The 26458-nt window shown below is 71.7% G+C and carries 26 protein-coding genes; 12 read left to right on the forward strand and 14 right to left on the reverse strand.

Annotated features, from left to right (window positions below; genetic code table 11):
- Positions 1-15: 15 nt before the first annotated feature.
- Genes ybeY through ACFPQ9_RS24375 form a run of 3 tightly spaced genes read left to right on the forward strand, consistent with a single transcriptional unit; the run spans position 16 to position 2173 of the window.
- On the forward strand, positions 16-513 hold the full coding sequence (gene ybeY, locus ACFPQ9_RS24365) for an rRNA maturation RNase YbeY (RefSeq protein ID WP_380856984.1): 498 nt from the start codon (positions 16-18) through the stop codon (positions 511-513).
- The gene (locus ACFPQ9_RS24370) at positions 510-1817 is read left to right on the forward strand and encodes a hemolysin family protein (RefSeq protein WP_380856987.1); all 1308 of its coding nucleotides are present in this window, start codon (positions 510-512) and stop codon (positions 1815-1817) included. Before ybeY ends, ACFPQ9_RS24370 begins: the two co-directional genes overlap by 4 nt.
- Entirely contained in the window at positions 1814-2173 is a 360-nt protein-coding gene (locus ACFPQ9_RS24375; protein ID WP_380856990.1) for an MmcQ/YjbR family DNA-binding protein, read from the forward strand. The genes ACFPQ9_RS24370 and ACFPQ9_RS24375 overlap by 4 nt, the downstream gene beginning before the upstream one ends.
- A gap of 215 nt (positions 2174-2388) precedes the next feature.
- Here the strand turns inward: ACFPQ9_RS24375 and ACFPQ9_RS24380 are convergent, their stop codons facing one another.
- Positions 2389-2520, reverse strand: coding sequence for a hypothetical protein (locus ACFPQ9_RS24380; protein WP_380856993.1), 132 nt, complete (start codon positions 2518-2520; stop codon positions 2389-2391).
- 445 nt (positions 2521-2965) lie between these two features.
- On the opposite strand from ACFPQ9_RS24380, the gene ACFPQ9_RS24385 reads away from it, so the two are divergent.
- Positions 2966-3880 (forward strand): helix-turn-helix domain-containing protein, encoded by a 915-nt coding sequence (locus ACFPQ9_RS24385; protein WP_380856996.1) that lies wholly within the window; start codon positions 2966-2968, stop codon positions 3878-3880.
- Between the two features lie 193 nt (positions 3881-4073).
- Entirely contained in the window at positions 4074-4283 is a 210-nt protein-coding gene (locus ACFPQ9_RS24390; RefSeq protein WP_380856999.1) for a DUF397 domain-containing protein, read from the forward strand.
- A gap of 57 nt (positions 4284-4340) precedes the next feature.
- On the opposite strand, the gene ACFPQ9_RS24395 is transcribed toward ACFPQ9_RS24390, so the two are convergent.
- Positions 4341-5750: an MFS transporter gene (locus ACFPQ9_RS24395; RefSeq protein ID WP_380857002.1), complete on the reverse strand. Its 1410-nt coding sequence runs from the start codon at positions 5748-5750 to the stop codon at positions 4341-4343.
- Between the two features lie 148 nt (positions 5751-5898).
- On the opposite strand from ACFPQ9_RS24395, the gene ACFPQ9_RS24400 reads away from it, so the two are divergent.
- The 3 genes from ACFPQ9_RS24400 to ACFPQ9_RS24410 all read left to right on the forward strand — a co-directional run bounded on the left by ACFPQ9_RS24400 (position 5899) and on the right by ACFPQ9_RS24410 (position 8129).
- Positions 5899-6720: a helix-turn-helix transcriptional regulator gene (locus ACFPQ9_RS24400; protein ID WP_380858641.1), complete on the forward strand. Its 822-nt coding sequence runs from the start codon at positions 5899-5901 to the stop codon at positions 6718-6720.
- 28 nt (positions 6721-6748) lie between these two features.
- The gene (locus tag ACFPQ9_RS24405; protein ID WP_380857004.1) at positions 6749-7102 is read left to right on the forward strand and encodes a cytidine deaminase; all 354 of its coding nucleotides are present in this window, start codon (positions 6749-6751) and stop codon (positions 7100-7102) included.
- A 226-nt stretch (positions 7103-7328) separates the two neighbouring features.
- Positions 7329-8129 carry a VOC family protein gene (locus tag ACFPQ9_RS24410; RefSeq protein ID WP_380857007.1) on the forward strand — a complete coding sequence of 267 codons (801 nt, stop codon included), beginning with the start codon at positions 7329-7331 and terminating at the stop codon, positions 8127-8129.
- 162 nt (positions 8130-8291) lie between these two features.
- Here the strand turns inward: ACFPQ9_RS24410 and ACFPQ9_RS24415 are convergent, their stop codons facing one another.
- The 3 genes from ACFPQ9_RS24415 to ACFPQ9_RS24425 form a co-directional block, all read right to left on the reverse strand.
- Positions 8292-9407 carry a carbohydrate kinase family protein gene (locus ACFPQ9_RS24415; RefSeq protein ID WP_380858644.1) on the reverse strand — a complete coding sequence of 372 codons (1116 nt, stop codon included), beginning with the start codon at positions 9405-9407 and terminating at the stop codon, positions 8292-8294.
- Positions 9408-9580: 173 nt separating this feature from the next.
- The gene (locus ACFPQ9_RS24420) at positions 9581-10870 is read right to left on the reverse strand and encodes a glucarate dehydratase family protein (RefSeq protein WP_380857010.1); all 1290 of its coding nucleotides are present in this window, start codon (positions 10868-10870) and stop codon (positions 9581-9583) included.
- Positions 10867-11844, reverse strand: coding sequence for a 5-dehydro-4-deoxyglucarate dehydratase (locus ACFPQ9_RS24425; protein ID WP_380857013.1), 978 nt, complete (start codon positions 11842-11844; stop codon positions 10867-10869). Before ACFPQ9_RS24425 ends, ACFPQ9_RS24420 begins: the two co-directional genes overlap by 4 nt.
- A gap of 94 nt (positions 11845-11938) precedes the next feature.
- On the opposite strand from ACFPQ9_RS24425, the gene ACFPQ9_RS24430 reads away from it, so the two are divergent.
- A complete protein-coding gene (locus ACFPQ9_RS24430; protein ID WP_380857016.1) occupies positions 11939-12727 on the forward strand; it encodes an IclR family transcriptional regulator in 789 nt (262 codons plus the stop codon).
- Between the two features lie 202 nt (positions 12728-12929).
- Positions 12930-14162 carry an MFS transporter gene (locus ACFPQ9_RS24435; RefSeq protein ID WP_380857019.1) on the forward strand — a complete coding sequence of 411 codons (1233 nt, stop codon included), beginning with the start codon at positions 12930-12932 and terminating at the stop codon, positions 14160-14162.
- A 16-nt stretch (positions 14163-14178) separates the two neighbouring features.
- Here ACFPQ9_RS24435 and ACFPQ9_RS24440 read toward each other — a convergent pair whose 3' ends face one another.
- From ACFPQ9_RS24440 to hrcA, 9 genes are all read right to left on the reverse strand, one after another.
- Positions 14179-15171 (reverse strand): adenosine deaminase, encoded by a 993-nt coding sequence (locus tag ACFPQ9_RS24440; RefSeq protein WP_380857022.1) that lies wholly within the window; start codon positions 15169-15171, stop codon positions 14179-14181.
- 20 nt (positions 15172-15191) lie between these two features.
- A complete protein-coding gene (locus tag ACFPQ9_RS24445) occupies positions 15192-16097 on the reverse strand; it encodes a ribonuclease Z (protein WP_380857025.1) in 906 nt (301 codons plus the stop codon).
- Positions 16098-16109: 12 nt separating this feature from the next.
- The gene (locus tag ACFPQ9_RS24450) at positions 16110-16463 is read right to left on the reverse strand and encodes a histidine triad nucleotide-binding protein (RefSeq protein WP_380857028.1); all 354 of its coding nucleotides are present in this window, start codon (positions 16461-16463) and stop codon (positions 16110-16112) included.
- Positions 16464-16582: 119 nt separating this feature from the next.
- Positions 16583-19813: a S41 family peptidase gene (locus ACFPQ9_RS24455; protein WP_380857031.1), complete on the reverse strand. Its 3231-nt coding sequence runs from the start codon at positions 19811-19813 to the stop codon at positions 16583-16585.
- 75 nt (positions 19814-19888) lie between these two features.
- Positions 19889-20383, reverse strand: coding sequence for a hypothetical protein (locus ACFPQ9_RS24460; protein WP_380858647.1), 495 nt, complete (start codon positions 20381-20383; stop codon positions 19889-19891).
- Positions 20384-20547: 164 nt separating this feature from the next.
- Complete coding sequence (locus tag ACFPQ9_RS24465; protein ID WP_380857034.1) at positions 20548-21297, reverse strand: 16S rRNA (uracil(1498)-N(3))-methyltransferase; 750 nt, start codon at positions 21295-21297, stop codon at positions 20548-20550.
- Positions 21294-22379: a nitronate monooxygenase gene (locus ACFPQ9_RS24470; protein WP_380857037.1), complete on the reverse strand. Its 1086-nt coding sequence runs from the start codon at positions 22377-22379 to the stop codon at positions 21294-21296. Before ACFPQ9_RS24470 ends, ACFPQ9_RS24465 begins: the two co-directional genes overlap by 4 nt.
- Positions 22380-22458: 79 nt before the next feature.
- Positions 22459-23595 (reverse strand): molecular chaperone DnaJ, encoded by a 1137-nt coding sequence (gene dnaJ / locus ACFPQ9_RS24475; protein WP_380857040.1) that lies wholly within the window; start codon positions 23593-23595, stop codon positions 22459-22461.
- Entirely contained in the window at positions 23596-24612 is a 1017-nt protein-coding gene (gene hrcA, locus ACFPQ9_RS24480) for a heat-inducible transcriptional repressor HrcA (RefSeq protein ID WP_380857043.1), read from the reverse strand.
- 165 nt (positions 24613-24777) lie between these two features.
- Between hrcA and ACFPQ9_RS24485 the strand changes: the two genes are divergently transcribed.
- Together ACFPQ9_RS24485 and ACFPQ9_RS24490 are read left to right on the forward strand one after the other, a co-directional pair.
- Entirely contained in the window at positions 24778-25521 is a 744-nt protein-coding gene (locus ACFPQ9_RS24485) for an MBL fold metallo-hydrolase (RefSeq protein ID WP_380857046.1), read from the forward strand.
- A 42-nt stretch (positions 25522-25563) separates the two neighbouring features.
- Complete coding sequence (locus ACFPQ9_RS24490; protein ID WP_380857049.1) at positions 25564-26436, forward strand: DUF3097 domain-containing protein; 873 nt, start codon at positions 25564-25566, stop codon at positions 26434-26436.
- Positions 26437-26458: the final 22 nt, after the last annotated feature.

The raw sequence follows: 26458 nt of genomic DNA on the forward strand, positions 1-26458 counted from the left end.
AGACCACGCACGCCCATGTCGATCGACGTCAACAACGAGTCCGGCACCGAGGTCGATGAGCAGGCGATCCTCGACATCGCCCGCTACGCGCTCACACGGATGCGCATCCACCCGCTCTCCGAGCTCTCGGTGATCGTCGTGGACGCCGACGCCATGGAGCAGCTCCACATCCAGTGGATGGACCTGCCGGGACCCACGGATGTCATGTCCTTCCCGATGGACGAGCTGCGGCCGCCCTCGAAGGACGACGAGGAGCCGCCGCAGGGGCTGCTCGGCGACATCGTGCTCTGCCCCGAGGTCGCCGCCAAGCAGGGGGCCGAGGCGCCCACGCAGCACACCATGGACGAGGAGCTCCAGCTGCTCGCCGTCCACGGTGTGCTGCACCTCCTCGGGTACGACCACGAGGAGCCCGACGAGAAGGCCGAGATGTTCGGTCTCCAGGCGGCCATCGTGGACGGCTGGCGTTCGGAGAAGGGCCTGACCGGTCCTTCCCCGGCCCCGACCGTGTCATGAGTCCCGCCCTGGTCTCCGGCGCCATCGCCCTGGTGGTCGTCGCCTGGCTCGCCGCCTGCGCGGAGGCGGGCCTGGCGCGCGTCTCCAGCTTCCGGGCCGAGGAGGCCGTACGCAGCGGGCGGCGCGGCAGCGAGAAGCTCGCGCTCGTCGCCGCCGACCCGACGCGCTATCTGAACGTGGCGCTGCTGGTGCGCGTGGCCTGTGAGATGGCCGCCGCCGCGCTGGTGACGTACGCGTGTCTCCAGGAGTTCGACAGCACCACCCAGGCCCTGCTGGTCGCCATAGCCGTCATGGTCCTGGTGTCGTACGTCGCCGTCGGGGTCTCCCCGCGCACCATCGGCCGCCAGCACCCGCTGAACACGGCGACGGCCGCGGCGTACGTCCTGCTGCCGCTGGCCCGTGTCATGGGCCCGATCCCGTATCTGCTGATCCTCATCGGCAACGCGCTCACCCCCGGCAAGGGCTTCCGGCGCGGCCCGTTCGCCTCCGAGGCGGAGCTGCGGGCGCTGGTCGACCTCGCCGAGAAGGAGTCGCTGATCGAGGACGAGGAGCGCCGTATGGTGCACTCGGTCTTCGAGCTCGGTGACACGCTGGTGCGGGAGGTCATGGTCCCGCGCACCGACCTCGTGGTCATCGAGCGCTACAAGACCATCCGCCAGGCCCTCACCCTCGCCCTGCGCTCCGGTTTCTCGCGGATCCCGGTGGTCGGCGAGAGCGAGGACGACGTGGTCGGGATGGTGTATCTGAAGGACCTGACCCGCAAGACGCACATCTCCCGGGACGCGGAGAGCGAGCTGGTGTCGACGGCGATGCGGCCCGCCTTCTTCGTGCCCGACACCAAGAACGCCGGTGATCTGCTGCGCGAGATGCAGAAGGAGCGCAACCACGTCGCGGTCGTCATCGACGAGTACGGCGGCACCGCCGGCATCGTCACCATCGAGGACATCCTCGAGGAGATCGTCGGCGAGATCACCGACGAGTACGACCGTGAGCTGCCGCCGGTGGAGGACCTCGGCGAGGACCGCTACCGCGTCACCGCCCGCCTGGACATCACCGACCTGGGCGAGCTGTACGGCCTCGACGAGTACGACGACGAGGACGTGGAGACGGTCGGAGGTCTGCTGGCGAAGGCGCTGGGCCGGGTGCCGATCGCCGGGGCGTCGTCGTCGGTCGACCTGCCCGACGGACGCACTCTGCGGCTGACGGCCGAGGCGGCGGCCGGCCGCCGGAACAAGATCGTGACCGTGCTCGTCGAGCCGGTGGGTCCCCTCGTGCCCCCGGAGGAGGAGAAGGAGTCCGAGTGACACCTCAGGAGCTGCGCGCCTTCTGTCTGTCGTTCAACGCGTCGGTGGAGGACTTCCCCTTCACTCCGGAGACCTCGGTCTTCAAGGTCCTCGGCAAGCTGTTCGCCCTGACGCGACTGGATGCGCGCCCTCTGACGGTCAACCTGAAGTGCGACCCGGACGACGCGGTCCGCCTGCGCGGCGAGTACCCCGGCCTGATCATTCCCGGCTATCACATGAACAAGCGCCACTGGAACACGGTGACGGTCGACGGCGACCTTCCCGACCGCCTGGTCCGGGAGCTGGTGGAGGACTCGTACGACCTGGTGGTGGCGGGCCTGCCGAGGCCCGACCGGCTCCGTCTCGACCGTCCCTGAGTACCCCCCGCGACGGCCGGAAGGGTGCTTTCCCGGCCACACGCGACCAACCCACTTGCGATGCCTCGCCATAGCGCGTGTGGAGCGGCAGAATGGAGGGACTGGCGGAACCTAGACAGTCCCACTCCGGGCTGCCGGCCAGGGAAACTCGGAGTGGAACATATGCGTTGGCGTCCGCCTACTTGGCCCCGGCCCTCAGGTCGGGGCCGCTTTCATCACACGTGGGGAAGTACCCAGTCCACGATCTGCTGGATAGCGATGAGCAGACTGAACCAGGGAAGCGCAAGTGCGAGCCTCTGGTTCCATGTGCGATTGTTGCGACGCCCCGGCGGCTCTTCCTCAGCCATGGGGCCGTTCTCCTTCCTGGTCCCCATAGGTCACGGAGACCGCGGCGCTCCATGACGCTCGCGACCTGGAGGGGAGAGACGCCCCGACGGCTGAGCCGACGTCAACTTCGATGCTGCTGCGCTCAACCTCCCTTCGGGTTCCGCCTGTTGAGGTCAGACGACCGGTCCAGTCCAGCGTAGCCGGGCGGTGCGCACCTGGGTAGAGCTCTTTGCCAGGTCGCTAACGTCACCCGGATGACTGAGGGGTCACGTCGGCGAGTTGACAGACTGCCATGTAGCTTTCTGCTACCTGGGCCGCAGGGATGGCTGCCATATACACCGAGTTGCCGACCTGCGGCTTTTGGGTTCCGCTGAAAAGAAGACAACCGGACCGGAAGGTCTCGATGAGTAAGCAGCTATTCTGCTATGTTGCACCCCGCGAGGTCCATTTGGGGGTGGAGCCAACATGAGCGCGCCAAGTGCGGCACTGCAGCGGCTACGACTGCGCACGGAGCTCCGCAGGGCGCGGACCAGTGCGGACCTCACGCAGCGCGAAGTGGCGAAGATGATGGAGTGGAGCCCCTCCAAGCTCATCCGCATCGAGGCGGGCGAGGTCGGCATCTCGATCAACGACCTCCGATCGCTGCTGGCCGCTTACGGGATCACCGACCGCCGCAAGATCGACGCGCTTCTCGACCTCGCTCGCGGAAGCCGCAAGATGCCGTTCACCGAGTACCGCGACCTCTACAGCAAAGAGGTCCTGCAGTTCCTCGCGCTGGAGTCGGCGGCGTCGATCATCCGCCAGTACAGCTCCCTGGTGCTTCCCGGCCCGCTGCAGACCGAGGAGTACGCGCGCGCGATCATGCGTGCCTACGACAAGGGAATCGCCGACGAGAAGCTGGACCGTGCCGTAGAGGCCAGGCTCGCCCGGCAGGAACAGCTCACGTCGGGAGCGGGCGGTGACCGCCAGCTCTTCTACATCCTCGACGAGGCCGTCGTACGGCGTCAGGTCGGTGGCCGTGGTGTGATGCGCGCCCAGTTGGAGCGGCTCTCCGAGCTGGCGGCACAACCCGGGATCACGCTGCAGATCCTCCCGCTCAGCGTCGGCGCTCACCCCGGCATCATGGGTCCGTTCACGCTCTTCGAGTTCGAGACCGACGAAATGCCGGACTCGCTCTTCATCGAGAACTCCCGTGGCGACACCTACAGCACCAACGCCCCCGAGGAGACCGGCCGTTACCTGGAGAGGTTCTGGGAGCTGGAGGACCTCGCGCTCAAGGACGGCGTCGACAGCCTGCTGCGTCTGCTGGCCACCCGGATGGACGCCGGCACGGACGACCTGGAGGCGCTCCTGCGCGCCGAGTCAGGAGAAACCGTCTAACTCGCGCTGGCACAGGGGACGTTGGCGAGAATTGGGTCATTCATATTCCAATGACGGCCCGATACTCTGGAAGAGGTGCTGCGTGTCCCTGCACCAGCCGTGGGGAAGGCGACCGAGCCGAATCCCAGATGTCGTCCTTCCCTCCCGCTGACAGCCGCGGCTGGCCTTCCGCACCCGGGCTGGAGGAGAAGGCGTGGGCGGTTCGTGGGCGTGGCGCAAGAGCAGTGCGAGCAACCCCGACGGGAGCGCGTGTCTGGAAGCGGCCTGGACCGGTGAGGAATTGCTGGTACGCCATTCGACCCGCCCGCACGCAGCGGTTGTCGCCTTTCGCCGGGTGGCCTGGTGCGCGTTCCTCGATCACGTGAAGGATTCCGCCGAGTCCCCGTCCGTCGGCCGAAGTTGATGCGTCGGCCCACCTCCGGTGTCGGAGGTGGGCCGTCGCTCTCACTGTGCCCCTTGGTCAGCGACGAGCCGCGCCCCGCAGACCCAGCGCCACCAGAGCCGCCGCGGTCAGGACGATCGCCGCGTTCAGGGCCATCGCCGTACGGGTGCCGGACAGCAGGTCGTCGGCGGTGGTGGCGAGGACGCCGAGCAGCGGGATGCCGACGGTGAGGCCGATCTGCTGGGTGGAGGTGACCAGGCCGGTGGCCAGGCCCTGTTCCTCGTCGGGGACACCGGAGGTGACCGTCAGGCCGTAGGAGATGATCGCGCCCAGGTGGAACATGCTCGCCACCGAGACGGCGGCCGTGGCCAGCCAGACGGACCAGGTGCCGGTGTCCAGGAACACCAGGGCGGAGATGAAGGCGCCCTGTCCTGTGAGGGAGTAGACCAGGGTGCGGCGGGCGCCGAGGCGGCTGACGAACCTCGGGGTGAGCGCGCCCGCGACGACCGAGACCACGCCCTGCACGCCGAAGACCAGACCCGTCTCCCAGGCCGACAGGCGCAGGATCTCCTGGAGGTACAGGGTGAGCACGAAGATCACCGTCGACATCATCGAGAAGGTGACCAGCCCGCCGACGTTGCCCCACGCCACCGTGCGGCGGCGCAGCATGGGCAGGGAGACCAGCGGTGCCGCGGTGCGGGACTCCACGATCACGAAGGCGGCCAGGAGCGCGAGGCCGACGATCAGGGTCACGATGACGTCGGCGCGGGCGAAACCGTGGTCGGCGGCCGTCGTCAGGGCGTAGATCAAGGACAGCAGACCACCGGTGACGGTGATCGCGCCGGGGACGTCGAGGTGCGGGCGCTCCGGGGTACGGGACTCGGGCAGCAGGCCGGGCGCGAGGGGCAGCACGATCAGGGCGAAGACCGCGAGCAGGCCCATCGTGGAGCGCCAGCCGAGCGCGTCGGTCAGGATGCCGCCGGCCACCATGCCGATGGTGAAGCCGAGGGACATCAGCGTCCCGGAGATACCGAGGGCCCGGTCCCGGGCGGGGCCCTCGGCGAAGGTCGTCGTCAGCAGGGACATCCCGGTCGGGACGATGACCGCCGCGCCGAGGCCCTGGAGGGCGCGGCCGGCGAGGAACGACGCCGGGTCCCAGGCGAACGTGGCAAGGACCGAGGCGGCGGCGAACAGGGCGAGGCCGGTGAGGAACAGCTTGCGGCGGCCGAAGAGGTCACCGATGCGGCCGAACAGGAGCAGGAAACCGCCGGACGGCAGCGCGAACGCGGTGATCGCCCACTGCAACGCCGACTGGCTCATGCCGAGGTCGGCGCCGAGGACGGGCAGGGCGACGTTCAGCACGGAGAAGTCGAGCGCGACCATGAACTGGGCGGCGCACAGGACGAACAGGACGAGTCTGTCGCGCGTCGGCAGCTTGGGGGTGTCGAGCGGTGGGGTGGCTGTGGGAGTGGGAGTGTCGATCGCCATGGGCAAGAGCCTGCTGGCGTCGGAATAGCCGTGGGGAGCGGGAAGTTGTGCTGGTGGTGGCACCACCAGGCAACGGGATGAGGGGGATCCGGACGTGTCCGAGGGCACGCTGAAGAGCCATCGGCGGCTCGAACTGCGCGAGTTCCTGATGAGCAGGCGGGCCCGGGTGACCCCGGGCGAGGCCGGACTGCCCGACGGTGGCGCGCGGCGCCGCACACCGGGGCTGCGGCGCGAGGAGGTCGCCGTGCTGGCCGGGGTGGGCGCCTCCTGGTACCAGTGGCTGGAGCAGGGGCGGGAGATCTCCGTCTCGCCGCAGGTGCTGGACTCCGTGGGCCGGGTGCTGCGGCTGAGCAACGCCGAGCGCCGGCATCTGTATCTGCTGGCCGGACTGAATCCGCCGGCGCCCGAAGTGGCGCCCGGGAAGCAGGACATGTGCGACGGGCTGCGGCGGCTGATCGACGCGTGGATGCCGTATCCGGCGCACATCATGGACAAGTACTACAACGGCGTGCTGTACAACGACGCGGCCGCCACGGTGCTCGGCATGCGCCCCGGCAAGCGGTGGAACTGCCTCATCGACTTCTTCACCGACCCGATGTACCGCGCGCGCTCCAGGAACTGGGAGGCGAACGCGGCCACGGTCGTGGCACAGTTCCGCGCGGTCTGCTCGGCCTCCCCCGACGACGAGGGGTTCCAGGCCGTGCTGGCCGAGGCGAAGGAGTCCAGCGCGGAGTTCACCGCGCTGTGGGAGCGGCGGGACATCGAGGACGCCGGGCAGATCCGCAAGGAGCTGGAGCATCCGCTGGTCGGGGTGCTGTGTCTGGAGTCGAGCGTGATGCAGATGCCGGTGCGGCCCGATCTGTCGATCGTGCTGCACACACCGCTGGACGAGGCGAACACGGCGGCCAAGCTGGAGTGGCTGGCCTCCCCGGAGGGCCGACGCGGGGCGATGTACCCCGTGGCCGGATAGGCGTGGTGGTGCTACGTATGCTCGGCTCATGACCGACAACAGCGCGCTCGACCCCGAGGACCGCAAGATCGTCACCCTGGCCCGTTCCGCACGGGCCCGCAACGGTGTGCCCGAGGGGGCGGCCGTACGGGACGAGACGGGCCGTACGTATGTCGCCGGGACGGTGGCCCTGGAGTCGTTGAAGCTGAGCGCGCTGCAGACGGCGGTGGCGATGGCGGTGGCCTCGGGGGCGACGTCGCTGGAGGCGGCGGCGGTCGTGACGGAGGCGGAGGGCGCCTCGGACGCGGACCGGGCCGCCGTGCGGGATCTCGGCGGGGCGGGGACGCCGGTGCTGGTGGCGGGGCCGGACGGGGCGGTGCGTACGAGGGTGACGGCGGGCTGAGGTTCGAGGCGTTTTCGCCCCCGCCGCCCCTACCCGTCCCATCCTGAAGGGGGCTCCGCCCCTTCAACCCCGCCAGGGGGCTCTGTCCCCTGGACCCCCCGGTTCTTCAGCCCGTCCGGCGTTTGAGGACGAGGCCCGTTCAGGCGGGGGCGAGGAAGGTCGGCGGGCGATTGTCGGTGGCCGGTGTCACGCTGAGGGCATACAGGATCGGCGGAAGGGAATCGTCATGATCACCACCGACCAGGCCCCGGGTTCCCCCTGCTGGCTCGACCTCGGCGCCCCCGATGTGCGGGCCTCCGCGGCCTTCTACGGTGCCGTGCTCGGCTGGGAGTACGAGTCCATGGGCGGGGACGAGGAATTCCAGGGCGGCATGTTCAAGAAGGACGGCAAGACGGTCGCCGGCCTGGGCCGGCTCACCGAGGAGGGGGCGCGCTCGGCCTGGATGATCTACTACACGGTCCCGGACGCGGACGCCACGACGCAGGCGGTGCAGAGCGCGGGCGGCACGGTGCGGGTGGCGCCGATGGATCTGGAGGACTGGGGCCGGATGGCGCAGTTCACCGATCCGCTGGGCGGACAGTTCGCCGTGTGGCAGCCGGGGAAGAACTCGGGCTTCGAGCTGGCGGACGAGACGGGCTCGCTGTCCTGGACCGAGCTGTACACGACCGACGCCGCGGCCGCGAAGGAGTTCTACGGCGGGATCTTCGGCTGGCAGTACAGCGACATGGAACTGCCGGGCGGCGGTGGCGCGTACACCATCATCACGCCCGCCGGGCAGCCCGAGGAGCGTATGCAGGGCGGCCTGATGGAGCTGCCGACGGAGAACCTCGCGCTGGCGAACGGCAAGCCGTACTGGCACCCGGTGTTCAACGTCGACGACTGCGACGCGGCGGTCGCCAAGGTCACCGAGAACGGCGGCAGTGTGCAGATGGGCCCGGACGACGCCGAGGGTGTCGGCCGGCTCGCGGTGTGCGTGGATCCGTCGAACGCGGACTTCGTGGTGCTGACCCCGGCGACACCGAGCTGACCCCGGCCCGCCGCCGCTCTCACGCCGACCGTCAGTGCCCGACCGGCCGACGCTCTCATGGCTACTGCCAGAGCCCGGCCGCCGCGGCACTCACGCCGACCGTCAGAGCCCGGCCCGCCGACGCTCCAGTGGCGGCTGTCTCAAGCCCGGCCGCCACCGCTCTCACGCCGACCGTCTGAACCCGATCGTCGGCACCGCCCGGCGCAGTGGCCAGGGTCTTCCCGCGTCCTTCGGCACCAGGTCCGTCAGGAACGCGTACCGGCGCAGGGCCTCGGGGTCCTGCCGGTCGAGGGACTGGACCTGCCGCCACCAGGCGCCGATCTCGGCCCAGGAGGGGGCCGAGAGGGAGCCGCCGAACTCCTGGACCGAGAGGGCGGCCGTCAGGCCCGCGAAGGCCAGCCGGTCGGCCAGCGGCCAGTCGGCGAGGGTGCCGGTGACGAACCCGGCGACGAAGACATCACCGGCGCCGGTCGGGTCCAGCGCCTCCACGGCGATGGCCGGGACCACGGCCGTCTCCCCGGTCCTGCCGTCCACCGCGTACGCGCCCTCCGCGCCGAGGGTGACGACCGCGAGCGGGACGTGCTCGGTGAGGGCGCGGGCCGCCTCGCGGGGGCACTCGGTGCGGGTGTACCGCATCGCCTCCTGGGCGTTCGGCAGGAACGCCTCGCAGTGCTCCAGGTCCGCGAGACCCGCCAGATCCCATGCCCCCGTGTCGTCCCAGCCGACGTCGGCGAAGATGCGGGCGCCCTTGCCGGCAGCCTGCGCGATCCAGGGTGCGCGGGTGCCCGGCACCAGGGAGGCGACGGCGGCACGGGCGCGCGGCGGGCACTCCGGTGCCCCGTCCGGGAGGGGCACGGGCTCGGGGGGCGGCTCGTGGCCGTGGGAGACCATCGTGCGCTCCCCCTCGTACGCCATCGACACCGTCACCGGCGAGTGCCAGCCGGGGACCGTGCGCGACGGTGAGAGGTCGATGCCCTCGCCCTGCTCCAGGGCGTCCCAGCAGTAGTCGCCGTAGTGGTCGTCGCCGAAGGCCGCCGCGAGCGAGGTGCGCAGGCCGAGGCGGGCCAGGGCGGTGGCCATGTTCGCCACGCCGCCGGGGCTGGAGCCCATGCCGCGCGCCCAGGACTCGGTCCCGCGGACCGGGGCGGAGTCGAGGCCGGTGAAGATGATGTCCAGGAAGACCGTGCCCGTGAGGTACACGTCCCAGGGCGGGTCGGCGGGTGTGCGCAGGCCGTCGAGAGGGTCGACCTGGGCCCGGCGACACGGCCCCGCCGCCATGGCCGACGGCCGCTGGGGCGAGGGTCCCTTTCCGGTGGGCGTGGTCACGGTGTGCTCCCTGACGTGGTGCCGATCTGGCCAGTGTGCACCAAGCCACTGACAACGCCACCGCGATCTTCGTGGCGCCGCCCGTCCGTGCGGGTCGAGGAGCCGCCACCCGCCCCGGGCCGCCCCTACCAGCGCGGCACCGGCGGCGCGGTCCACCCCGGTTCCGCGACCCGCATCGCCGCCGCGTCGTCGCGGTCCCTGAGGGAGCCGTCGTCATCCAGCCAGCGTCGGTGCAGTTCGGCGAGGCGCGTGCGGTCCAGTTCGACGCCCAGGCCGGGGCCGTCCGGGACGGCGACCTTGCCGGCCTCGAAGGTGAGGCGCTCGGTGAGGACGTCCTCGGACTGCCAAGGGTAGTGGGAGTCGCAGGCGTGGTGGAGGTCCGGCACGGTGGACGCCACGTGGGTCATCGCGGCCAGCGAGATGCCCAGGTGGGTGTTGGAGTGCATGGACACCCCGACGCCGAAAGTGCGGCAGATCGCCGCAAGTTGCCGCGTGTTGTGCAGCCCGCCCCAGTAGTGGTGGTCGGAGAGGACCACCTGGACGGCGTCGTTCGTGAACGCTTCCTTGATCTCGGCGAACGTCGTCACGCACATGTTGGTCGCCAGCGGCACCCGGGTCCGCGCCGCGACCTCGGCCATGCCGGCCGTGCCGAGGGTCGGGTCCTCCAGGTACTCCAGGACGTCCCCGAGCTCCCGTGCCACCCGCAGCGAGGTCTCCACCGACCAGGCCCCGTTGGGGTCGAGCCGCAGCGGGTGCCCGGGAAAGGCCTCGGCGAGGGCCCGTACGGCCGCGATCTCCTCGTCCGGCGGGAAGACACCGCCCTTGAGCTTGAAGGAGGTGAAGCCGTACGTCTCCTTGAACCTGCGCGCCTGCTCGACGACCCCGGCCGGGTCGACGGCGGCACCCCAGTCGTCCTTCTCCGCGCGCACGCCCGCCGGATGGCCGGCCCACTTGTAGAACAGGTACGCGCTGTACTCGACCGTGTCGCGCACCTTGCCGCCGAGCAGCGTGTGCACTGGCAGCCCGAGCGCCTTGCCGAGGGCGTCGAGGCAGGCGACCTCGAAGCCGGAGACCACGGACAGCCGTAGCTTGTCGGCGGTCTGGACGCCGCGCAGGCCGCCGACGTCGACCTGGCCGGAGACCCGGGACCGGTCTACGGCCACCTCGTCGGCGAGGGCGAACAGGCCGTTCAGGTCCGTGACCTGGCGTCCGACCAGCTTGCGCGCGAACGGCCGCGCCGGCTCCAGGTATTTGGTGTCGCCGTACGTCTCCCCGAGGCCCGTGACCCCGTCGGCCGTCTCGACCTCCACGATCAGGCGGGGCGTGTAGGGCTGGTGGACGCCCTGGGTGTTCAGCAGCGGCGGGTCGGCGACCAGGATCGGGGTCAGGCGTACGTCGGCGATCGTCAGGTTCACAGCGCGGCTCCCACGAGGTCGAGTCCGGTGGCGAGCAGGGCCCTGAGCTCGGCCAGGTCGGCGGGTGTCGGGTCGGTGAGCGGGGCGCGCACGGGGCCGACGGGGCGGCCGCGCAGCCGGGCCGCCGCCTTCACCAGGGAGACGGCGTAGCCGGGCACCCGGTCGCGCAGTTCGACGAGCGGGACGTAGAACTCGCGCAGCAGCTTGTCGGTGAAGCCGTGGTCGCCGTCGCGCAGGGCGGCGAAGAAGGCGTTCGCGATCTCGGGGGCGAAGGCGTGCACGGCGGAGGAGTAGGCGGGGACGCCGACGGTGGCGTAGGCGCGGGCCTGGATCTCGGCGGTGGCGGCGCCGTTGAAGAACAGGAAGCCCTCGGGGGCGGCCAGGGTCAGCCGCTGGAGGCGGTCGAGGTCGCTGTGGCCGTCCTTGAGCCCGATGACGCCGGGGATGCGCGCGATGCGGCGCAACGAGTCGGCGGTGAAGGTGACCTGGCCCCGCTGGTAGGCGATCAGCGGCAGCCGGGTACGGGCCGCGAGCTGCTCCAGCTGGCCGACGAGGCCGTCCTGCGGGGCGGCGACGAGATAGTGCGGCAGGACGAGGAGGGCGTCGGCGCCGGCCTCCTCGGCGATCCGCGCGAACCGGGCGGCCTGCGCCCAGCCGTATCCGACGCCGGCCACCACGGGCACCCGGTCGGCCGCCTCCTCGACGGCCGCGGTGACGACGACGCGGTACTCGTCCTCGTCCAGCGAGAAGAACTCGCCGGTGCCGCAGGCGGGGAAGAGCGCGCCGGGTGCGGTGGCGAGCTGGGCGGCGAGATGGGCGCGGCAGCCGTCCGGGTCCAGCGAGCCGTCGTCGTGGAAGCTCGTCAGCGGGAACGACAGCACGCCGCGTGCCATACCCTCCCGCAGCCGACGGATCGTGTCCGAGTACGAGTCCGTGTCCGTGTCCGTGTCCGTACCCAGGCTCACCCTCGTCATCTCCCCATGTAGACGTCTTCCACGTATAAGAACTGAGATTAGATACGCGAACGGTGACCGTCAATCGCACGGCCCGTCCGATTACGATCGCCCCATGTCGGAGACAGGCGGCGTACGCGAGGTGAAGTCCGCGGCGCGCACGGTGGAGCTGCTCGAACTCCTCGCCGCGCGCGGCGACCGCCCCGCGCGCCTCCAGGAGCTGGCCGACGAACTGGAGGTGCCGCGCAGCTCCATGTACGCGTTGCTCCAGACCCTGATCTCGCGCGGCTGGGTCCGCACCGACGTCACCGGCTCGCTCTACGGCATCGGCATCCACGCCCTGCTCACCGGCACCAGCTACCTCGACTCCGACCCACGGGTACGCCTGGTGCGCCCCTACCTCGACGAGGCGTCGCAGGCGCTGGGCGAGACGATCCACATGGCCCGCCTCGACGGCCGGGACGTGGCGTATCTGGCGACCCGTGAGTCGCACGAATACCTCAGGACGATCAGCCGGGTCGGCCGCCGGCTGCCGGCGCACGTCGGCGCCCTGGGCAAGGCGCTGCTCGCCGAACGCCCCGACGGCGAGCTGCCCGAGGGCCCGTACCGGGCGCTCACCCCCAACACCCGCACCAGCCGCGCGTCACTGGCCGCCGACCTGGCCGAGGTGCGGGCGCGCGGCTGGTCCATCGACCGCGAGGAGGGCGTCCTCGGCATCGTCGGCTTCGGTTTCGCGCTGCGCTACGACACCCCGGCGCAGGACGCGATCAGCTGCTCGGTGCCGGTGGCCCGGCTGTCGGCCGCGCACGAGGAGCGGATCGTGGCGGTCATGCGGGAGACCCGGGCGAAGATCGAGGCGAGGGCCCCCGGCGGGACGGGCGGCTCGGTGCACTGGCGCAGCTGAGAGCGCCTGACGAAGGCCCGGGCGAGCGCCACTGTTCCCCCCCTTTCCCCAACGCAAACGGAATGTGCCTCAGATCACTCCGTCCCCACTTTTTCGCGGCTCCCTCCGCTTGATACAAATTGCCCGCGCGGTCCTGTCCGTCGACGGCATGCGCCCCTCCCCCTTATCTGTGCCGCTCCTTTCGCATGCCCTGGGAACGCCCGTGTTCGCCCCCCGCACCACTTCCTGGCCCCTCGTCGCCCTTTTCACGGCCGGGTACCTCGCTCCGTATCTGCTGCCGACGGTCGTCGGCAGGCTCGACTCCGGACTTCCGCTCTCCCCCACCCAGGCGGGTGCCGTCGGCAGTGTGCTGCTGCTGAGTTCCGCCGCGGCCGGCTTCCTGCTGGCCTCCCGCGTCGACCGCGTCGGCGCCCGCAGGCTGGCCCGGATCGGCCTCACCCTGGCCCTGCTCGGCTACGGCGGCGCCGCCCTCGCGCACGCCGTCCCGGCCGTCGTCCTCGGCGTGCTGGTCGGCGGCTTCGGATCGGGTACGGCCACCGCGGTCGCCGCCACCCGGATCGCCGCCCAGCACGACCCGCACCGGACCACCACGGCGGGCCTGCTGGGCGTCTCCGCGCTCGCGGGCGCCGTCTATCTGACGGTCCCGCACCTCGGTCCCGGCCATGCCCAGCCGCTGGCCGCCATCGCGCTCACCGCGCTCGCCGTATGGCCGCTGACGGGCCGTATTCCCGTCGACGCGCCGACGACCGAGTCACGCCGGCCCCCCGCACGTCTCCCCCATCGCCGCCCCGGCCTGGTCCTGGCCGCCTGCATGCTGTGCTGGTCCCTGGCGCAGAACTCCCTGTGGGGTGTCAGCGGCCGGATCGGCCTGACGCAGGCGCAGTTGACGGAGGCCACGGTCGGCGCGGTGTTCGCCGTGGCGCTCGGCGCCGGGCTGCTCGGCGTCACCGGGGCGGGTGCTCTCGGCCCGCGTCTCGGCCTCGCGCTGCCGATCGGCGCCGGCACGGTCGTCATCGCGGGCTGCATCGCGCTCAGCGCGTCCGCCACCGATCTGCCGACCTTCGCGACCGGCGAGATCGCCTGGAACACGATCTACCCGATCGTCCTGTCGTACGTCATCGGCCTCGCCGCCTCCCTCGACCCGCGGGGCCGCTGGGCGGTGCTCGTCGGTTCGGCGGCGTCGCTGGGCACGGCGGCGGGCCCACTGACCGGGAGCGTGCTGTCGGCGCAGGCCGGGTTCCCGGTCATGGGCGCGGTCCTGGCAGTGGGGCTGCTGGTCGTCTCCGTACCCATGACGGCCGTTGCGCTGGGCCGCCTGACCCGCACGAGCGGCGAGGCCGGCGAGACGGCGGAGGTCGTCGAGGTCGTCGAGATCCCGCTGGACACCGTCGAGGCCACCCCGGCCGCCCCCGACCGCCTGACCGCCGCCACCTGAGCGGCTGCCCGGAGGACTACCCGAACCGGTAACCCTCCACCTCGGCGAGATACCGCGCCCGCAGCTCCTCGTCGTCCTCCAGGAAGGAGGCGAGGAAGGAGTTGCGGGCGAGCTCGCGCAACCGCCCCTCGCTCAACGCCAGCGTCTCGCGCACGGCGTCGAAGTTGTCGCCCGCGTACCCGCCGAAGTACGCCGGGTCGTCGGAGTTGACCGTGCACATCAGACCGGCGTCGAGCATCGCGGGCAGCGGGTGGTCGGCGAGGGTGTCGACGGTCCGCAGCCGCACGTTGGACAGCGGGCACAGGGTCAGCGGCACCCTCTCCCGCGCCAGCCGCTCGACCAGCGCCGGGTCCTCCATGCAGCGCAGCCCGTGGTCGACGCGCTCGACGCCGAGGACGTCCAGGGCCTCGGCGATGTACGCGGGCGGGCCCTCCTCGCCGGCGTGCGCGACGCGCCGCAGCCCGAGTTCGGCGGCGGCCTCGTAGACCTCGCGGAACTTCACCGGCGGATGGCCGACCTCGGCCGAGTCGAGGCCCACGCCGGTGATCCGGGCGAGATACGGCTCGGCGGCCCGCAGCGTCTCCATGGCCGACTCGGCGGAGTCGTCGCGCAGGAAGCACATGATGAGCCGGGTGGAGACCCCGTGGTTGGCCTCGCTGCTGCCCAGCGCCCGCCACAGTCCCTCGACGACGGTGCCCAGCTCGACGCCCCGCTTGGTGTGGGCCTGCGGGTCGAAGAAGATCTCCGCGTGCCGCACGCCCTGGGCGGCGGCCCGCGCGAGGTAGGCGTTCGCGAGGTCCGCGAAGTCCTGCTCGGTGCGCAGGACGGCCATGAGCTCGTAGTACAGGTTCAGGAAGGACTGAAGGTCCTCGAACTCGTACGCCTTGCCGAGTTCGCCGGTGTCGCCGTACGGCAGTGTGACGCCGTTGCGGGCGGCCAGTTCGAAGGCGAGCTCGGGTTCGAGGGTGCCTTCGATGTGAAGGTGCAGTTCTGCTTTGGGGAGGGGCATCAAAGCATCGTACGGCGGCATTACCGACGTTTCGGGAGCGGGACTCTCAGCAGGTCGTGCGCCACCGTCAGCTCCCCGTCAAAACCGGCGTCCCGTGCCTGCCACTCGAAATCGTCCGGCTCGGTGTAGCGCTGGCTGAAGTGCGTGAGCACGAGATGCCGTACGCCGCTGTCGAGCGCGACCCGGGCGGCCTGACCAGCGGTCAGATGACCGTGCTCGGCGGCGAGTTCGCCGTCCTCGTCCAGGAAGGTCGACTCGATGACGAGCATGTCGCAACCGTCGGCGAGCGCGTACACCCCGTCGCACAGCCGGGTGTCCATGACGAACGCGAACCGCTGCCCGCGCCGGAACTCGCTCACGTCGTCCAGCGAGACACCGTCGAGGACGCCTTCGCGCTGGATCCGGCCCACGTCCGGGCCCTTGATGCCGTGCGCGGCGAGCCGTTCGGGCAGCATGCGCCGGCCGTCGGGCTCGACGAGGCGGTAGCCGTACGACTCGACGGGGTGCGACAGCAGGGCGGTGTGCAGCGTGTAGCCGCCGGTGTCGGCGATGACGCCGTCGGTGTCGACCGGGGCCTCGGTGATCTCGACGGTCTCGCGGTAGGCGGTGGCGTACCGAAGGCGGTCGAAGAAGCGCCGGCCGGAGCGCGGGTAGTGGGCGGTGACGGGGTGCGGGACCTTGTCGAGGTTGATCCGCTGGATGACTCCGGCGAGCCCGAGCGAGTGATCCCCGTGGAAGTGGGTGATGCAGATCCGGTTCAGGTCATGGGCGGCGACGCCGGCGCGCAGCATCTGCCGCTGGGTGCCCTCACCGGGGTCGAAGAGGATGCCTTCGCCGTCCCAGCGCAGCAGATACCCGTTGTGGTTCCGGTGCCGGGTCGGGACCTGGCTCGCCGTCCCGAGGACGACCAACTCGCGTACGGACATGACGACTTCGCCCTAGCCGGGGGGCCACTGCAGACCACGGCCGCCGAGGACGTGGGCATGCGCGTGGAACACGGTCTGGCCGGCGCCGGCGCCGGTGTTGAAGACCACGCGGTAGCTCTCCAGCTTGTCCTCGTCGGCGACGGCCTGTGCCTCGCGCAGGACGTCCGCGGCGAGGGCCGGATCGGCGGTGGCGAGGGTGGCGGCGTCCTTGTAGTGCGCCTTGGGGATGACCAGGACGTGGGTGGGCGCCTGGGGGTTGATGTCCCGGAACGCTACGGTCGTCTCCGTCTCCCGCACGATCGTCGCCGGCACATGGCCCTCGGCGATCTTGCAGAACAGGCAGTCGTCCTGCGGTTCCCCTGACATGTTCCCTCCGGGGGTTCGGCGGCGCTTTACGGTTGGCATCGTATCGTCGTCGGGTGCGGGTGCGTTGTGGCCGGCCACGCCCACGCGGCGGAGCCGCAGATCGATACGGCCCCGCGCCCCTACGTGGGCAGACTCGGCGGCGTTCTTGCCGGCCGTTCCTCCAGCCCCTCCAGCGCCAGGCGGATCGCCTCGTCCAGTTGGGCGTCCCGGCCCGCCACCCAGTCCTGCGGGCGCTGGAGCACCTCCACGTCCGGGTCGACGCCGTGGTTCTCGACGTCCCAGCCGTGGCCCTCCAGCCAGATGGCGTACTTCGGCTGGGTGATCAGGGTGCCGTCGACCAGGCGGTAGCGGCTGTCGATGCCGATGACCCCGCCCCAGGTCCGGGTGCCCACGACCGGGCCGAGGCCCAGTGCCTTGATCGCCGCGTTGACGATGTCCCCGTCGGACCCGGAGAACTCGTTGGCCACCGCGACCACGGGTCCCCGGGGCGCGTCCTGCGGATAGCTGTACGGCCGCATCCCGCGCGGCAGTTCCCAGCCGACGATCCGCCGGGCCAGCTTCTCCACGACCAGCTGGGAGGTGTGCCCGCCGCCGTTCTCCCTGACGTCCACGACGAGCCCCTCCCGGGCCACCTCGACCCGCAGGTCCCGGTGGATCTGGGCCCAGCCCGGCGCCTGCATGTCCGGGACGTGGAGGTAGCCGAGCCGGCCGCCGGACCTCTCGTGGACGTACGCCCGCCGGTCGGCGACCCACGCGTGGTAGCGCAGCGGCTGTTCGTCCGCGATGGGCACCACGACGGCGTGCCGTACGTCCCCGCCGCCGGCCGGTGAGATCGCCAGCTCCACCGCCTTGCCCGCCGTGCCGACGAGCAGCGGTCCGGGCCCGGTCACCGGGTCCACGGGCACCCCGGCCACCGCGACGATCGCGTCGCCGGCCCGCACCGCGACGCCGGGGGCGGCCAGCGGCGCCCGCGCCTCGGGGTCGGAGGTCTCCGACGGCAGGATCCGGTCGATGCGCCAACTCCCGTCGCCGTGAAGGGAGATGTCGGCGCCGAGCAGACCCTGGCGGGCCCCGCCGCCGTATCCGCCGCGTGGCGAGACGTAGGCGTGCGACGTGCCCAGCTCGCCCTGCACCTCCCACAGCAGGTCGACCAGGTCGTCATGGGTGGCGACGCGGTCGAGGAGGGGGCGGTAGCGGTCCAGGACGCCCGGCCAGTCCACGCCGCTCATGTCGGGCCGCCAGAAGTGGTCCCGCATGATGCGGCCGGCCTCGTCGAACATCTGCCGCCACTCGGCCGCCGGGTCGACCCGCTGCCGTACGCGGGTCAGGTCCACGGTGATGTTCGAGTCACTGTCCTCGTCGCCCGAGGCACGACGGTCGCTCGGTACGACCTTGAGCCTGCCGTCGGTCCACAGCAGGACCCGCTTGCCGTCGCCGCTGACCTCGAAGTCGTCGGCGTCGTCGGCGAGATGCTCCACGCGCCGCTGCAGGAGGTCGTAGCGCTCCAGCTCGGTCTTGGGCTCGGGGTCGTCGGGCGTGGCACGGGAGGCGCCGAGCGCGCCCCGCACGGGGTGGCGCAGCCACAGCACGCCGTCCTTCGCGGCGCGCAGGTGGGTGTAGCGGGCGGCCTCGACGGGGAACGGCACGATCCGGTCGGCGAGCCCTTCGAGGTCGATGCGGGTGGTGGGGGTGCCCTCGCTGTCGGGGGTCTCCTCCTTGTCGGGCGCGTCGAAGGGACGCCCGTGCCGCTGCGGGCCGAAGGGGGACGGGGTGGTGGCCGCCAGCGTGATCAGGTGCGGGCGGGAGCCGACCACGAAAGCCAGGTCGAAAACGTGCTCGTCGTAGACCGGGTCGAAGGCGCGCGTCGACAGGAACACCAGGTGCTTGCCGTCCTGGGTGAACGCGGGCGCGTAGTCCTGGAAGCGCAGCGGGGTCGCCTCGGAGACCGACAGGTCGGTGGTGTTGGCGAGTTTGAGCTGGGCCAGCGGGCGCGGGCCGGGGTGCGACCAGGCGAGCCAGGCCGAGTCGGGCGAGAACACCAGCCCGGCCACGTCGCCGTCCACGCTGCGGTCGACCTCGCGGACCTCGCCGCTCTCCCGCTCGACGAGCAGCACCCGGCCGTCGTGCGCGGCGACCGCCGCCCGGCTCCCGTCGGGTGCCATGGCCAGCTCCAGCACCCGCCCGAGCTGTCCGGCGGCCAGTCTGCGCGGGGTGGCCCCGGGCGCCGGCCCGGTCGCGGGGGCGAACTCCAGCGCGTCGTCGCCCTCGGCGTCCGTCACCCACACCACCCACTCCTCGCCCTCCGCGCGGAAGGTGCGCGGCAGCCTGGCCCGTACGCCGGGCTCGGCGGCCAGCGCGCGGGCGGGGCCGGAACGATGGGTGACCCAGTGCACGGTGCCGCGGACACACACGGCGCTGCCGCGCGCGGTGTGGTCGGGCGCGGCCTCCCCGAAGGAGCGGGCGGCGTTCAGCGGGTAGGGCTGCCGGTCGGTGCGCTGGCCGCCGAGCCGGATGTCCAGCCGGCGCGGCTCGGCCCCGTCGAGGTCGTCCAGCAGCCAGAGTTCACCGGCGGACGCGTACACGACGCGGGTGCCGTCGCTCGCGGCGTGCCGGGCGTAGAAGCCGTCGAGGGGCGTGTGCCTGCGCAGGTCGGAGCCGTCGGCGAGGGAGGAGTGCAGGGCCCCGACGCCCTCGTGGTCGGAGAGGAAGGCGATCCGGTCCCCCACCCACACGGGGTCCTCGAGGTTCCCGTCCAGTTCCTCGTGGAGCCGTACGAAGTCGCCCTCGCCCTCCCGGTCGATCCACAGCTTGCCCGCCGTACCGCCCCGGTAGCGCTTCCACCGGGCGGCCTCCAGTCCCATCGGCGCGGAGGCGAGCACCAGGTGCGGTCCGTGCACGACGTCGCCGACGGGGCCGTAGGGCAGGGTGGTCGCGGGGCCGCCGTCGAGCGGGACGGTGTGGGCCCAGGTGCGGCGGCTGCCGGCCTGGCCCTGTGTGCTGATCGCGAGGACCCGGCCGTCCGGGGTCCAGCCGCGCACCCGGGTCTGCCAACTGCCCCAGTGCGTAAGGCGCTTGGCGGGGCCACCGTCGACCGGCGCGATGTGTACCTCGGGGGCGCCGTCGCGGGTGGAGGTCCAGGCGACGGTCGTGCCGTCGGGCGAGATGCGCGGCCGGGTGACCGGCACGTTGTCGGCGCTGACCCGCCAGGCGCGGCCGCCGTCGAGGGGGGCGAGCCATACGTCGTCCTCGGCGGTGAAGGCGACCAGGTCGCCGCGCAGATGCGGATACCGCAGATACGCGGCCCAGGGGTGGGGGACCGAAGCCGGGGCAGACGTCGCGGACTGTGTCACCCGATCACCCTAAGCAGGCGCGGCGTGCGCGAACAGCCCTTTGGATCACTTGCCCGCGCCGCCCGGGTGACGCGGTCACTTGCCCTCCGGCCAGCAGTTCGGGTGCTGCTTGCAGTAGACGGTCTTGGTGACGGTGACCGTGACGGTGGGTCCGGGCTGCTGTCCGCCGCCGGGGTTCACGGGCGAGGGCGTGGCGTTGCAGTTGCCCAGCCCGTTCACATGGAACCACTCCTTGCCGTCGATCTTGGCGACGAGGTCCCCGCGCACACAGGCGCCGCTGACGGCCCGGGTGATCCGGCCGGTGACGACGATGTCCTTGCCGTCGCCGGTCTCGCCCTCGCAGTCGACCTTGACCACGGTGTTCTCGCTCGCCGAGGGACCGGAGGCGTTGTTGCCGCCGTCGTAGGAGCCGGTGCAGTTGAGCCACTGCACATCGGCCTTCTGCCGTTCCAGTTCCGCGGTCACGGTCTGGTCGGTGGTGAACGCGACGGTCGCGCTGCTCAGTCCGCCCGGGTCACAGGCGCCCAGCCCGCCGACCGCGATCACGGCGAGCCCGGTGGCACCCGCCACCCGCGCCCCGCGCCCGCGGCGCCCCGCACGCCGGTCCACGCGACTCCGAACCCAACTGAATGCCCCCATGGGAGGCGAGCCTGCCACTGTCCCGGCCGACGCGGTAGAGCGCATACGGCCACGAACGGATCGGTCACGTCACCGTGCCGAGCGCGTGGCCGATGTCAGGACCAGCGGCCGGTGCGGCCGAGGAGCAGGGCCGTCGCCGCTGTTCCGGCGGTGGAGGTGCGCAGGACGGTACGGCCCAGACGGTACGCCTTCGCCCCCGCCTCCTCGAAGAGGGCCAACTCCTCCGGGGACACTCCGCCTTCGGGCCCGACGACGAGCACGATCTCACCCTCGGCGGGCAGTTCGGCGGTCGCGAGCGGCTCGCTGCCGTAGTCGCGGTCCTCGTGCAGTACGGCGGAGAAGTCGGCCGCCGCGAGCAGCGCCGCGACCTGCTTGGTCGTCGCCGCGTCCGCGACCTCGGGGAAACGCACCCGGCGGGACTGCTTGCCGGCCTCGCGGGCGGTGGCCCGCCATTTGCCGAGCGCCTTGACGCCCCGCTCGCCCTTCCACTGCGTGATGCACCGGGACGCCGCCCACGGCACGATCGCGTCGACGCCGGTCTCGGTCATGGTCTCCACGGCGAGTTCACCGCGGTCGCCCTTGGGCAGGGCTTGGACGACGGTGATCCGGGGCCGCTCGGGGGCCTCCTCGGCCACGGCACCGAGTTCCAGCACGAGGCGGTCCTTGCCTTCGGCCGCCTTGACGACGCCCTCGGCCCAGCGGCCGTGCCCGTCGGTGAGGACGACGTCCTCGCCGGCCCGCAGCCGCTTCACCGACACCGCGTGCCGGCCCTCGGGCCCGTCGAGCACGAACTCGGCGCCGCCGGCCCGCTCCAGCGACTCTACGACGAACACCGGCGCGGTCATCCGGCCGTACCGCCCTTCGGGAAGACCGACAACGCTGTCGACGCCGCGTCCAACTCCGCGACCAGCACCTCCACCAGCCGCCCGGCGGCGAGTTCGCGGGCCATGCGGTGTCCCTGCCCGGCCCACAGCGCCATGCCCTGCGGGTCGCCGGTCGCGGCGGCCTTCTTGCGCAGCGGCGAGGTGAGGTGGTGGACCTCGGGGTAGGCGGCGGGGGCGTACGGGCCGTGCTCGCGCATGAAGCGGTTGACCAGGCCGCGCGCGGGCCGTCCGGAGAACGCGCGCGTCAACTCGGTGCGGACGAACAGGGGGTTGGTCAGCGCCTGCTTGTGCAGGGCGTTCGCGCCGGACTCCGGGGTGACCAGGAAGGCGGTGCCGAGCTGCGCGGCACTGGCGCCGGCCGCGAGGGCGGCGGCGATCTGGCTGCCTCGCATGATGCCACCGGCCGCGACCAACGGCAGGCTCACGGTCTCGCGGACCTGGGCGATGAGCGACAGCAGCCCTATTCCGGTGCCGTCGGTCTCGGGGTTGTCGCGATGGGTGCCCTGGTGGCCGCCGGCCTCGACGCCCTGCACGATCACGGCGTCGGCCCCGGCCCGCTGCACGGCGAGGGCCTCGTCCGGGGTGGTGGCGGTGACGAGGGTGACGGTGCCGGCGCGGCGCAGCGACTCCAGTACGTCCGCGCCGGGCACGCCGAAGTGGAAGGAGACGACGGGCACCGGGTTGTCCAGCAGCACGGCGAGCTTGGCGTCGTAGCCGTCGTCGCGGCCGCTGTCCGGGTCCCCCAGCTCGACCTCGTACCAGGCGGCCTCACCGGCGAGCTGATGACCGTAGACGTCCACGGCCGCGGCGTCCGCGTGGTCGGGCTGCGGCATGAACAGGTTGACGCCGAAGGGACGCTGGGTCAGCCCGCGCAGCTGCTTGATCTCCTGGTACATCCCGTCGGCGGTTTTGTACCCGGCTGCGAGAAACCCCAGCCCACCGGCCTCGGACACGGCGGCGGCGAGGTGCGGCACGGAGACGCCGCCCGCCATGGGGGCCTGCACGATCGGATGGGGGAAAAGATCGGTCAGCGCGGAGGACATGACGGCATGTTGTCACGTCCCCCGAACAAGTCCGAATCGGCCCTTCCCCTTGCCCTGGACCGTGACTTTCCCACGGTCGTCAGCGCCCGTTGAAGGCGTCCTTCAACCGTGAGAACAATCCCTGCTGACCCGGCTGGAACTGCCCCTGGGGACGCTCCTCGCCCCGTAGCTTGGCCAGCTCGCGCAGCAGTCGCTCCTGCTCCGGATCCAGCTTCGTCGGCGTCTGGACCTCGACGTGCACGATGAGGTCACCGCGCCCACCGCCGCGCAGATGCGTGACACCGCGGCCGTGCAGCGGGATCGACTGGCCGGACTGGGTGCCGGGCCGGATGTCGACCTCCTCCATGCCGTCCAGCGTCTCCAGCGGCACCTTCGTGCCGAGGGCCGCCGCCGTCATCGGGATGGTCACCGTGCAGTGCAGGTCGTCGCCGCGCCGCTGGAAGGTCGAGTGCGGGAGTTCATGGATCTCGACGTAGAGGTCACCGGCGGGACCGCCACCGGGTCCGACCTCGCCCTCACCGGCGAGCTGGATCCGCGTGCCGTTGTCCACACCGGCCGGGATCTTGACCGTCAGGGTGCGCCGGGACCGGACCCGGCCGTCACCCGCGCACTCGGGGCACGGCGTCGGCACCACGGTGCCGAAGCCCTGGCACTGCGGACACGGCCGCGAGGTCATGACCTGGCCCAGGAAGGACCGCGTCACCTGCGACACCTCACCGCGCCCGCGGCACATGTCACATGTCTGGGCCGAGGTCCCCGGCGCCGCGCCCTCGCCGTTGCAGGTGTTGCAGACGACGGCCGTGTCGACCTGGATGTCCTTCGTCGTGCCGAAGGCCGCCTCGTCGAGCTCGACCTCAAGACGGATCATCGCGTCCTGGCCGCGCCGGGTGCGCGAGCGCGGGCCGCGCTGGGACGCCGTACCGAAGAACGCGTCCATGATGTCCGAGAAGTTGCCGAAGCCACCGGCGCCGAAGCCGCCCGCGCCCGCGCCGCCCGCCTGGGACAGCGGGTCGCCGCCGAGGTCGTAGACCTGCTTCTTCTGCGGGTCCGACAGCACCTCGTAAGCGGCGTTGATCTCCTTGAACCGCTCCTGGGTCTTCGGATCCGGGTTGACATCCGGGTGCAGCTCGCGGGCGAGCCGCCGGAAGGCCTTCTTGATCTCTTCCTGCGACGCGTCGCGACGCACGCCGAGCACGGCGTAGTAGTCCGTGGCCACTTACGACTCCGCCAGGATCTGTCCGACGTAACGTGCCACTGCGCGTACCGCTCCCATCGTTCCCGGGTAATCCATGCGGGTCGGTCCGACCACGCCGAGCTTGGCGACTGCCTCGCCGCCCGAACCGTAGCCCACCGAGACCACGGAAGTGGAGTTGAGTCCCTCATAGGCGTTCTCGTGCCCGATCCGCACGGTCATGCCCGAATCCCCGGCCTCGCCAAGCAACTTGAGGAGGACGACCTGCTCCTCCAGGGCTTCCAGGACCGGCCGGATGGTGAGGGGGAAGTCATGTCCGAAGCGGGTGAGATTGGCGGTGCCGCCGATCATCAGCCGCTCCTCGTTCTCCTCGACGAGTGTCTCCAGAAGCGTGGAGAGCACGGTCGAGACGGTGCCGCGGTCCTCCAGGTCGAAGGCCTCGGGGAGGTCCTCGACGAGCCTGGGCACATCCGTGAAGCGACGCCCCGCGACCTTGCTGTTCAGCCGCGCCCGCAGATCCGCGAGCGAGGCCTCGCCGAACGGCGCCGGGCAGTCGACCATCCGCTGCTCGACCCGGCCGGTGTCCGTGATCAGCACGAGCATCACCCGCGCCGGCGCGAGCGAGAGCAGCTCGACGTGCCGGACGGTGGACCGGGTCAGCGACGGGTACTGCACGACGGCGACCTGCCGGGTGAGCTGCGCGAGCAGCCGTACGGTCCGCGCCACCACGTCGTCGAGATCGACGGCGCCGTCCAGGAAGTTCTGGATGGCGCGCCGCTCGGGCGGGGTCATCGGCTTGACGCCGGCGAGCTTGTCGACGAACAGCCGGTAGCCCTTGTCGGTCGGGATGCGCCCGGCGCTGGTGTGCGGCTGGGCGATGAAGCCCTCGTCCTCCAGGGCCGCCATGTCGTTGCGGACGGTCGCCGGGGAGACGCCGAGGTTGTGCCGCTCGGTGAGCGCCTTGGAGCCGACCGGCTCCTCCGTCCCGACGTAGTCCTGGACGATGGCGCGCAGCACCTGGAGCCTGCGTTCACTCAGCATCTTCGCGCACACCTCCAGAAGTCGTTCCCCTTGGCATCTTTCCTGGCACTCTGTCCATCCGAGTGCCAGCCGTCCCCGGCCAGTGTACGGCGGTGGGGTACACCCCGGGCAAGGCCGGGCCAGGTCCGCCGTGCTCGACACGGGTGTCCCCGCTAGCGTCGCCGCATGACGGTGACTTGGGAAGAGCTGGGATGGGAGCGGCTGGCGTCCGGGGTGGGCCGGTGCCGGCTTCCGGAGTGGGACTGCACGGCGGGGCTGGTCGTGGGGGACGGCACGGCGCTGATCGTCGACGCCGGTTCGAGCCTCGCGGAGGGCGTGCGGTTGCGTACGCAGGCGCAGTGGCTCGCCGGTCACCGTGTGACTCATCTCGCGCTGACCCATCCCCACTTCGACCATGTCTTCGGTGCGGCGGCGTTCGCCGGCACGGAGGTCTACGGCCCGGTCGGCATGGACACGGTGCTCGACGGGCGGCAGGCACGCGAGGAGCTGCGCGACGACGCGGTGACCCACGGTCTCGATCCGGCCGCGGCGGAGGAGGCGGTGGACGCGCTGATCCGCCCCCACCACCAGGTCAGCGGCGAGTGGACGCTCGATCTGGGCGGCGGCCGCCGGGTCCTGCTGGCGAACGTGGGCCCCGCGCACACGGCCCACGACCTGGTGGTGCTGGTGCCGGGCGAGTCCTCCGCCGACCGGGAGGTGGTCTTCTGCGGCGATCTGGTGGAGGAGTCCGGCGAACCCCAGGCCGGTTCCGACGCGGTGCCGTCGCACTGGCCGGCCGCCCTGGACCGGCTGCTGTCCCTGGGCGGCGAGAACGCGCTGTACGTGCCCGGTCACGGAGCGGTGGTCGACGCGGAGTTCGTACGACGCCAGCGCGACGAGCTCGCCTCCAGATTCGGCGTGTCGCAGTGATCCGCGGGACGGGCGGGGCGCGCTTCTCCTATCGTCACCCGAATGCGCCCACCCGTCTCCCGCCACCGCCCTTCCAACGAGGGCCCTCCGGGCCCGCGCCCTCGTTCGTACTCCCCGGACCTGACCCCGCCCTGGAAGAAGCCCGGGTCCGTCCCTGAGGTCCCGGCGGATCCCGGCCTGGTGGTCGAGGAGCCCGGTACGGGCTTCTGCGGCGCGGTGATCCGCTGCGAGGCGGGCACGGTGACCCTGGAGGACCGCTTCGGCAAGCACCGGGTGTTCCCTCTGGAGCCGCGCGGGTTCCTGCTGGAGGGACGCGTGGTGACGCTGGTGCGCCCATCCGGTCCGGCTCCGGTACGCCCCTCCCGTACGGCCTCCGGTTCGGTCGCCGTCCCCGGTGCACGCGCGCGCGTGGCCCGCGCCGGCCGTATCTATGTGGAGGGCCGGCACGACGCCGAGCTGGTCGAGAAGGTGTGGGGCGACGACCTGCGTGTCGAGGGCGTGGTGGTGGAGTACCTGGAGGGCGTGGACGACCTGCCGTCGGTCGTGGCGGACTTCGCACCGGGCCCGGACGCCCGCCTGGGCGTGCTGGTGGATCACTTGGTGCCGGGCACGAAGGAGTGGCGCATCGCCGAGTCGGTGACCAGCGAGCACGCCCTGGTGGTGGGCCACCCGTACATCGACATCTGGGCGGCGGTGAAGCCGTCGGCCCTCGGCATCGAGGCGTGGCCCCGGGTGCCGCACGGGCAGGACTGGAAGACGGGGGTGTGCCGGGCGCTGGGGTGGCCGTCGGAGAACACCGGGGCGGTGTGGCAGGCGATCCTGAAGCGGGTGGGGTCCTACAAGGATCTGGAGCCGGAGTTGCTGGGACGGGTGGAGGAACTGATCGACTTCGTCACGGTCGGCGGTGGGGCGTGACGTCGGTGAAGGCGCCGAACCC

The sequence above is a fragment of the Streptomyces coerulescens genome, from assembly GCF_042657965.1.
GTDB lineage: Bacteria > Actinomycetota > Actinomycetes > Streptomycetales > Streptomycetaceae > Streptomyces > Streptomyces coerulescens.